The organism is Streptomyces bohaiensis, from assembly GCF_012033785.1.
GTDB classification, from domain to species: domain Bacteria; phylum Actinomycetota; class Actinomycetes; order Streptomycetales; family Streptomycetaceae; genus Streptomyces; species Streptomyces bohaiensis.
The window spans coordinates 1-1,704 of record NZ_JAAVJC010000492.1 but is presented as its reverse complement, the minus strand read 5'-3'; the positions used below and the strand labels follow the sequence as shown (position 1 = coordinate 1,704).

General features: G+C 69.2%; 2 protein-coding genes. One reads left to right on the top strand and one right to left on the bottom strand.

Annotated elements, in window-relative coordinates:
- On the bottom strand, positions 1 to 197 hold a 197-nt coding region (locus tag HCN52_RS24200; protein ID WP_209314947.1), incomplete at its 3' end, for an AEC family transporter.
- A 506-nt stretch (positions 198 to 703) separates the two neighbouring features.
- Here HCN52_RS24200 and HCN52_RS24195 point away from each other — a divergent pair.
- The coding region (locus HCN52_RS24195) for a TerC family protein (protein WP_168090551.1) at positions 704 to 1,704 on the top strand (1,001 nt) is incomplete at its 3' end.

Sequence of the window (1,704 nt, the reverse complement as noted above, 5' to 3'; positions counted from 1 at the left end):
ACCAGCGGTGCGGAGAGGATCACGGAGAGGTCGGCGTCGGCCATGACGGTGAAGAGGAGCGCGGGCGTGGCGATGGAGAACGCCAGCCGCGTGAGCACCTGCCGCCCGTTCTCGCCGAGGACGTCGAACCGCCCGGCCGCATACCCCACCGCGATGATCACCGAGATCGTCGCGAACCCCGTGATGACGCCGCCCATGCCCGCTCGCTCCCTGGTGTCCGTCCCGCTCGACCGACCGCGCACGGCGGTCCCCGTGCCGTCGCCCCGGCGCGCACGCGGGCGCGCGACGACCGGCGGATTCATCATGCAACCCGCATCTTTCCGGTCGGTGACGGATCGAGCGCCGACGAAGCGGACACGCTGTGTCCTTCCTCACGCGCCCCGCCCACCTACCGGACGGCGACCGGGCCCGCGGTGCCCGCGCGGTCACCCTGCGCCGCCCCGGACCGGCCGGTCTGCGCAGCGGCCGCTGCCCACCCGGCGACGCCGGGCCACGGGGTGTGGCGGAAGTGGGTGCGGTCCCGGTCCGACCTCCCGACCGGGACCGTCGAGTCACTAGAATCGGCCGGTGGTCCGGAGAACGGCACGCACGGTGGTGACACCGGCAGCGGCCCGACCGGCGCCGCCGGACCGTGGCCGGAACCCCCCGGACCGTGGTTCGACACCGCCGGCACACGTCGCCCGGCAGCCGCAAGGAGAGCTGTATGGACGTCACCCTGAACATCTGGGTCCTGACCATCGTCGGTCTGTGCGCCCTGATCGCCGCCGACTTCTTCATCGGTGGACGCACGCCGCACGAGGTCACGACCAAGGAGGCGGGGATCTGGACCGCCGTCTGGGTCGCGCTGGCCGGGCTCTTCGGCCTGGGTCTCCTCTGGATGGGCGAGGGCCAGGCGTCGAGCGAGTTCTTCGCGGGCTACATCACCGAGAAGTCGCTCAGCGTCGACAACCTCTTCGTCTTCATCCTCATCATGACGAAGTTCGCGGTCCCCACCATCTACCAGCAGCGGGTGCTGCTGATCGGCATCCTCATCGCCCTGGTGCTCCGCGCCGGCTTCATCGCCGGCGGCGCCGCGCTGATCTCGAACTTCTCCTTCATGTTCTTCATCTTCGGCGCCTTCCTCATCTGGACCGCCTACAAGCTCATCGAGGAGGCCCGCAGCGACGAGGAGGACGAGGAGTTCCAGGAGAACCGCTTCATGCGGCTGGTGGAGAAGCGCTTCCCCTCCACCGACCAGTACCACGGCACCAGGCTGACGATCCTCCGTGGCGGGCAGCGGCTGATCACGCCGATGCTCATCGTCATGCTGGCGATCGGCACCACCGACCTGCTGTTCGCGCTGGACTCCATCCCGGCGATCTTCGGCCTGACCCAGGACCCGTACATCGTCTTCACCGCCAACGCCTTCGCCCTCATGGGCCTGCGGCAGCTGTACTTCCTGATCGGCGGGCTGCTGCAGAAGCTGGTGCACCTCTCCTACGGCCTGTCGATCATCCTCGGGTTCATCGGCGTGAAGCTGTTCCTGCACGCGCTGCACGAGTACGACGTCCCCGTCCCGGAGATCCCCACCCAGGTCTCGCTGGCCGTCATCTGCGGTGTCCTCGTCGTCACCACGTTCACCAGTCTCGCCGCCTCGAAGAAGGCCCGGCTCGCCGAGGCCGAGGACGGCGGGGGCGAGGACGGCTCCGGGAACGACAAGGACAG